At 42.1% G+C, this 6,692-nt stretch carries 7 protein-coding genes and 1 tRNA gene; 7 read left to right on the plus strand and 1 reads right to left on the minus strand.

The window, feature by feature from the left end; all coding sequences use genetic code 11:
• Nucleotides 1-10: 10 nt before the first annotated feature.
• Nucleotides 11-508: a phosphoribosyltransferase family protein gene (locus VFM80_RS07260; protein ID WP_395071004.1), complete on the minus strand. Its 498-nt coding sequence runs from the start codon at nucleotides 506-508 to the stop codon at nucleotides 11-13.
• A 120-nt stretch (nucleotides 509-628) separates the two neighbouring features.
• On the opposite strand from VFM80_RS07260, the gene VFM80_RS07265 reads away from it, so the two are divergent.
• The 7 genes from VFM80_RS07265 to VFM80_RS07295 all read left to right on the plus strand — a co-directional run.
• Nucleotides 629-907 (plus strand): YtxH domain-containing protein, encoded by a 279-nt coding sequence (locus VFM80_RS07265; RefSeq protein WP_395071006.1) that lies wholly within the window; start codon nucleotides 629-631, stop codon nucleotides 905-907.
• On the plus strand, nucleotides 900-2,069 hold the full coding sequence (locus VFM80_RS07270) for a DUF2851 family protein (protein WP_395071008.1): 1,170 nt from the start codon (nucleotides 900-902) through the stop codon (nucleotides 2,067-2,069). Before VFM80_RS07265 ends, VFM80_RS07270 begins: the two co-directional genes overlap by 8 nt.
• Nucleotides 2,070-2,117: 48 nt before the next feature.
• Nucleotides 2,118-2,188 (plus strand) — tRNA-Gln (locus VFM80_RS07275).
• Nucleotides 2,189-2,282: 94 nt separating this feature from the next.
• Nucleotides 2,283-3,215: a ribose-phosphate diphosphokinase gene (locus VFM80_RS07280; RefSeq protein WP_395071010.1), complete on the plus strand. Its 933-nt coding sequence runs from the start codon at nucleotides 2,283-2,285 to the stop codon at nucleotides 3,213-3,215.
• A 19-nt stretch (nucleotides 3,216-3,234) separates the two neighbouring features.
• Nucleotides 3,235-3,957: a 50S ribosomal protein L25 gene (locus VFM80_RS07285; protein WP_395071012.1), complete on the plus strand. Its 723-nt coding sequence runs from the start codon at nucleotides 3,235-3,237 to the stop codon at nucleotides 3,955-3,957.
• A 44-nt stretch (nucleotides 3,958-4,001) separates the two neighbouring features.
• Nucleotides 4,002-4,559, plus strand: a complete 558-nt coding sequence (gene pth / locus VFM80_RS07290) for an aminoacyl-tRNA hydrolase (protein WP_395071014.1) — start codon at nucleotides 4,002-4,004, stop codon at nucleotides 4,557-4,559.
• 57 nt (nucleotides 4,560-4,616) lie between these two features.
• On the plus strand, nucleotides 4,617-6,692 hold a 2,076-nt coding region (locus tag VFM80_RS07295), incomplete at its 3' end, for a V-type H(+)-translocating pyrophosphatase (protein WP_395071016.1).

The following is a 6,692-nucleotide window of genomic DNA, read 5'->3' on the forward strand; positions in this document are numbered from 1 at the left end:
AATTGATTGGTTAGGAGTTCTTAAAAAGTATAGCTTCTTTGAGTTTTGAGTCTTTCAGCATGACCTCAATATGTTCTCCGGCTTTTGTTGGAACCGTGATCCCGGACATATCAGTAAGTAAAGGGTATTTGCGATGCCCCCGATCTATCAAAACCGCTATCTCGATGATGTCGGGTTCGTAAATATTACAGATAGCTGAAAGGGCATCAAACATGGTTTTTCCTGAAAAGATCACATCATCCACTAGTAAAACGAACTTATCGTTGCAATCCGGAAGGGGAGTTTCAGAACTGTTGCCACTCACTTCATACCGGTGTACTGATAGATCCTTGGCCAATAAATCAGCAATATTCTCAGAAAGTTCCAAAGCCGTGGCGTATCCTCTTTCATTCAAGCCAATGATAACGAGTTCTTTGTCGTTTCCCATGCGTTCCCAAACCTGAATGGCAATACGGCGTATTGTACGTTGCATTCGGGGACGGTCCATTAATATTATTTGCTTTTTCATAGGTTGCTTTTAAATTCAGAAGAAGGTACAGTTTTCTAAACTCAGTGTTAAAAAAATAACAAAAAAAAATAGGAATATTCGTATCTTAACAGTGTTAACCTCAACCTAAAAGAGAGACTCATGAAAAGAGGAATCGGAACATTATTATTTGGAGCAACAGCCTTTGCCGGAGGCATTATAGCCGGTTTATTATTGACCCCAAAAAGCGGAAAAGAAAATCTTCACTGGTTGGAAACTCAAGGACGTAAACTGAAAAAAGACGGTGAAATGAGAATAGATCAGGTTTCAAAAGGGATCAAGAAAACAGTAAAAGAAACTTTGCCTGACTTGTATGAGGCTACTGAAGATCTGTATTTTTCCGAAGCAGAAGAGATCGAAGAAATAACCAAAAATGGATAAGTCTGAATTTAAACATTCAGAAGCTTTTTTACAGTGGATATGGGAAAACCTGCTTTTCGATTTCACTTCATTAAAAACTACGTGTGGGAAATCTCTTAAGATCACGGATCCAGGAAAACTAAATGCAACGGATGGTCCTGATTTCAAACGGGCAGTAATAGATGTAGGAGATACCACCTGGTATGGGGATGTAGAAATGCATATCCAAAGCAAAAGCTGGGCTGCACATGGGCATTGTGAAGATCCCAATTTCAATACCGTAGTGTTGCACGTTTTTACTGACCATCAGGCTGTCCCGGTTCAAACACAGAACGGAAGCAGGCCCTATTCTTTAAATCTCAGTCCTTATCTATCGAAACAGCTTCGTTTATTCTTAAAAAGTTTTGAGCAACCATCCGGGTTGCCTTGTGCGTCGGGGCTTAATTTTATTTCAGAAGAGGCTTTTCTTGACCAAATTGAAAAAGCTCACCTTGAGTATTTTGAAAAAAAAGCGGATGATTTTTTGGAATATTATGATCCTGAATTGCTTCCCTCCAAAGCTTGGAAGAAGGCGTTAATCATATCGTTATGGGATGGGTTAGGGATTACACATAATCGTGAAGCGATGCTGGAAACCGCACGCCGTTTTTTACAAAGCCGGCCGGGTTTTTCTACTGTTGAAGATGGTATCAATATGGCGTTAAATATCGCAGGTTTTGGCGCGAAAGGTTCTGATATCGTCTGGAATTTAAAATCTGTACGGCCTGCAAGTCATCCTGTAAATAGAATAAAAGAAGCCGTAAGGTTAACCGCACTAATCGAAAATGAGCCGATCGGAAATGTGCTCTCACTTAAAGCAATAGAAAGGTGGGATGAGTGGGTTAAAAAAGCTTCACTTACAAATTCCTCCCGAATAGAAATTCTGTTCGGTACCGTATTTTTACCATCACTATATGTTTTGGGAAATTTGTTTGCTTATCAAAGTCTTTCACAGAAGGTGCTCTCAGAGTGGAGGGTTTTAAAAACACCTATTCCTTCATCTTTGCTTAAAAGGTTCAGTTCATTGGAACTGAATACTACGGCATATCGCAAAAAACTGGGTGCTATCCATCAATTAAAATCATATTGCGGTCCGGTCAGGTGCTCTGAATGTTTTGTACTAAAAAATGCGATTGAGTCTTGATTGCTTTTAAAGTGATTTCTATCTTTGGAGTCTGTCAATGACATGAATTGCCCGGTCGTCTAATGGCAGGACAGCTGGTTTTGGTCCAGTCAGTGGGGGTTCGAATCCTCCCCGGGCAACACAAATTATTAAAGGATGACTGTGAGGCCATCCTTTTTTGTTTATTAGTCAATAATTTTCTGATTGTAATAACCCGAAACCAAGGCCCATTACGTGGATACTCCCTTAGCGATATTTTCCGGTACAAGTAACCCGGCTTTAGCAAGAGCAATTGCAGAGGAATACGGTACATCTTTGGGAGATTTGACAATTAAAAAATTCTCTGATGGAGAACAATATGTCAAATATGAGCAAAGCATTCGGGGAGAAGATATTTTTTTGATCCAATCTACACCGCCTCCCGGTGATAATATTATTGAGTTGTTGCTTTTGCTGGATGCTGCAAAACGAGCTTCGGTAAAAAGAGTGACGGCCGTGATTCCATATTTTGGATATGCACGGCAAGACCGAAAAGATCAGCCGCGTGTTTCTATCGGTTCAAAACTGATGGCTAATCTGTTGGTTAAAGCAGGCGCCGATCGTGTTTTGACTATGGATCTTCATGCTGCTCAGATACAAGGATTTTTTGATATCCCGCTTGATCATTTATATGCAAGCCGGGCTTTTATAGATCACTTCACCTCCAATCCTATTGATAACCTGGCTGTGGTAGCCCCTGATGTGGGCAGCCTTAAAATGGCCAGGGCATATTCCAAGAAACTGGGAGCGAGTTTAGCCTTTATTGATAAGAGAAGGCCAAAGGCCAATGAGTCAGAGATCATGAATCTGATCGGTGAAGTGGAAGGAAAGAATGTGTTAATAGTCGATGATTTGATCGACACCGCCGGAACATTGACTAATGCAGCTGCTGCTTTAAAAGAAAGAGGAGCGCTGAACATTATTGCAATTTGTACACACCCGATCTTATCGGGTCCGGCATACCAGCGAATCGAAGATTCGCCAATTGATGAGTTGTTAGTAACAGATACGGTTCAGCTTCGCCAGCCTTCTAAGAAGATAAAGGTTTTGAGCATCGCGAATATTTTTGCTGAAGCTATACAACGAATACATACTAACGATACTATCAGTGCACTGTTTGATAATTAATGATTAAGGTAAACGCATTATGGCAAACCCAGAATTAGTAAAACTTGAAGGAAAGAAAAGAGAGACCAGTAAAAAAGCGAATAAAGCGCTGAGAGAGGAACTGCGTGTTCCTGCTGTGCTTTATGGTCCCGATGTTGACGAAAATATTCACTTTTCTATTGATGAACTTGAATTAGAAAAAATTCTTAGAAAGCCCCAAACAAAGCTTCAGGAATTAACGGTTGATGGAAAAACTTTCAAAACCCTTCTCAAAAGAACAGAATTCGATCCTGTTACAGATCGTCCTGTACATGCAGACTTTTATGTACTGTCTGACAAGAAGAAAGTAACACTTCGAGTTCCTATTAAGATTACAGGAAGCGCTAAAGGCGTGGTTGAAAATGGTGGACGTGTTTTCAAACCAATGAACTTTATCCGCATTCGCGTACTTCCAGAAGCGATTCCGGCAGAATTTGAAATTGATATTACTCCACTTGAGATCGGCCAGTCTTTCCACATATCCGACCTGGAGCTGGAAGGTATTATTCCTTTGGATGATATGAGTCGAACCATTGTAACTATTCGTCCTCCTAAAGGAGCTGACTTCCTTGAAAACCTTGTATCCGGTGTTACCGAAGAGGCTGAAGAAGAAGTGGTTGCTGAAGGCGAAGAAGTTGCTGAAGGTGAAGAACTTGCCGAAGGCGAAGAAGCTGCTGAAGGTGAAGAAGGAGAAGATTCTTCTGAAGACAAAAAAGAAGACTAAACTCCGTTCATTATCACAAAGTTGTAACGTAACCTCCTTTTGAAATGTCCCTTATTATAGGTTTAGGAAATATCGGACAAGAATATGAGGGGACACGTCACAACATAGGATTTGAAGTTGTTGATGCAATAGCTGAAACTCTTTCCACTACATTTGGCCCGGGCGACGGGCCTTTTGTGGTTGCAGAGGGCAGACATCGAGGCCGGAATGTGGTACTCATAAAACCCACTACCTATATGAACAGAAGTGGGAAGGCGGTACGAAAAGCTCTTTCAAAGTATAACACGGGTAAAGAGAACTGCCTGATCATCTATGACGATCTGAATCTGGATGTTGGAGATATCCGGCTAAAGGCACAAGGAAGTGCCGGTGGCCATAACGGTATCCAGAGTATCATTGATGAACTCGATAGCAGGGAGTTTCCAAGAATACGATTTGGTATTGGAAACGATTTTCCGAGAGGACGTCAGGTTGATTTTGTACTTTCCCCATTCAACAATTCAGATCAAAAATATTTAGAAGAGGGCATTCAAAAAGCCCATGATGCATCACTCAGTTTTGTGAGAGATGGTATGGTAAAGACGATGAATAATTTTAATTAATAAAATAATGAGTCTTAAATAAGGCTTATTGAACTTAAACTAACGTAACGGGAAACAATGGATACAATCATCTATTTAATACCGGTGGCCGGAGTGATCGCACTTCTGTACACTGTCTTTAAAACATCCTGGGTAACAAAACAGGAGATCGGAACTGAGCGTATGGAACGCATAAGCAAAAGTATTGCTAGCGGTGCTATGGCATTCTTGAAAGCTGAATACAGGGTACTTGCCGTATTTGTACTGGTAGTGGCTGTAATACTTGGCTTCAGTGCTGATCCTGCTACTTCAAGCTGGATGGTAGCCATCTCATTTGTTGTTGGTGCAATCTGTTCCGGATTAGCCGGTTTTATTGGAATGAAAGTAGCTACCAAAGCGAATGTACGCACAACGCATGCTGCACGTACTAGTCTTGGTAAAGGACTTGAAGTTGCTTTTGCCGGTGGTTCTGTAATGGGACTTGGCGTAGTTGGCCTTGGTGTATTGGGTTTATCCCTTCTTTTCATTGGTTTCGGATCTTATTTTGGTCTTGAAGGAGCCGATGCAGTTAATAAAGTGCTTGCCGTTGTAACCGGATTTTCTTTCGGTGCTTCTTCTATTGCACTTTTTGCCCGTGTAGGCGGTGGTATTTATACCAAAGCTGCTGATGTTGGCGCTGACCTTGTAGGTAAAGTTGAAGCCGGAATCCCTGAAGATCACCCGCTAAACCCTGCTACTATTGCCGATAATGTAGGTGATAACGTAGGTGATGTTGCCGGTATGGGTGCTGACCTTTTTGAGTCTTATGTAGGATCTATCATCGGTACCATGGTACTTGGTGCTGCTTTTATTGCAGGCGCAACTGTTGACGGAGCCGTTTGGTCTGATGCTTTTAACGGACTTTCTGCTGTAATTCTCCCGCTTGTTCTTGCCGCTGTTGGAATTTTGACGTCTATTCTTGGAACATTCTTTGTTCGTGTAAAAGAAGGTGGAGATCCACAAAAAGCGCTTAACCTTGGTGAGTTTATTTCAGCTGCTGTAATGCTGATCGCTTCTTATTTAATTATTACCTGGATGCTTCCTGAAACATGGACATTTAACGGTGAAGTTTATAACAGTATGGGAGTTTTTTGGGCCACTATATTTGGCCTTGCTGCCGGACTTGGAATTGGATTGATCACTGAGCATTACACCGGAACCGGAACGAAGCCGGTTTGGTCAATTGTGAAGCAATCTGTTACTGGATCTGCTACAAACATCATTGCCGGCCTTGGTGTTGGAATGATCTCAACGGCGATCCCAATTCTTATCATCGCTGTTGCAATTATTGGTGCCTATGAATTTGCCGGATTGTACGGTATTGCGATTGCTGCTGTTGGAATGCTTTCAAACACAGGTATTCAGTTAGCTGTTGATGCATACGGACCAATCTCTGATAATGCCTGTGGTATTGCTGAGATGGCTGAGCTTCCAGGTGAAGTGCGTGAGCGTACCGACAAGCTTGATGCGGTTGGTAACACTACTGCTGCTATCGGTAAAGGGTTTGCAATCGGTTCTGCTGCTTTGACTGCACTGGCTCTTTTCGCTGCTTTTATTACAGCTTATAATGCAACTCATGAAACTCAATTGGTGGGAATTGATATTACGGCTCCATCCGTGATGGCTTCTTTATTTATTGGAGCAATGTTACCATTCTTGTTCTCTGCACTTTCAATGAATGCAGTAGGACGCGCAGCAATGAGTATGATCGAAGAAGTGCGCCGTCAGTTTCGTGATATTCCTGAACTGACTGAAGCTCTTTCTGCCATGAACCGCAACGAAGGTAAAAAGTTAGCTGATTGGTCAGATGAAGATCGTACGACTTTTGAAGCTGCTGACGGTAAAGCTGAATATGAAAAGTGTGTTGAGATCTCAACACAAGCTTCTATCCGTGAGATGGTAGTTCCAGGACTATTAGCTGTGATCGTTCCCGTTTTATTCGGTTTTGTTCCCGGCTTCATCAGCGACAGCCCAACTCTTGGAGCTGAAATGCTTGGTGGACTTCTTGCGGGTGTCACTTCTGCAGGTGTTCTTATGGCACTCTTCCAGTCTAACGCCGGTGGTGCATGGGATAACGCCAAGAAGATGATCGAAGAAGGTGTGACCATCGACGGT

Origin of the sequence: Gracilimonas sp. (assembly GCF_035704785.1) — a bacterium.
Classification (GTDB): domain Bacteria; phylum Bacteroidota; class Rhodothermia; order Balneolales; family Balneolaceae; genus Gracilimonas.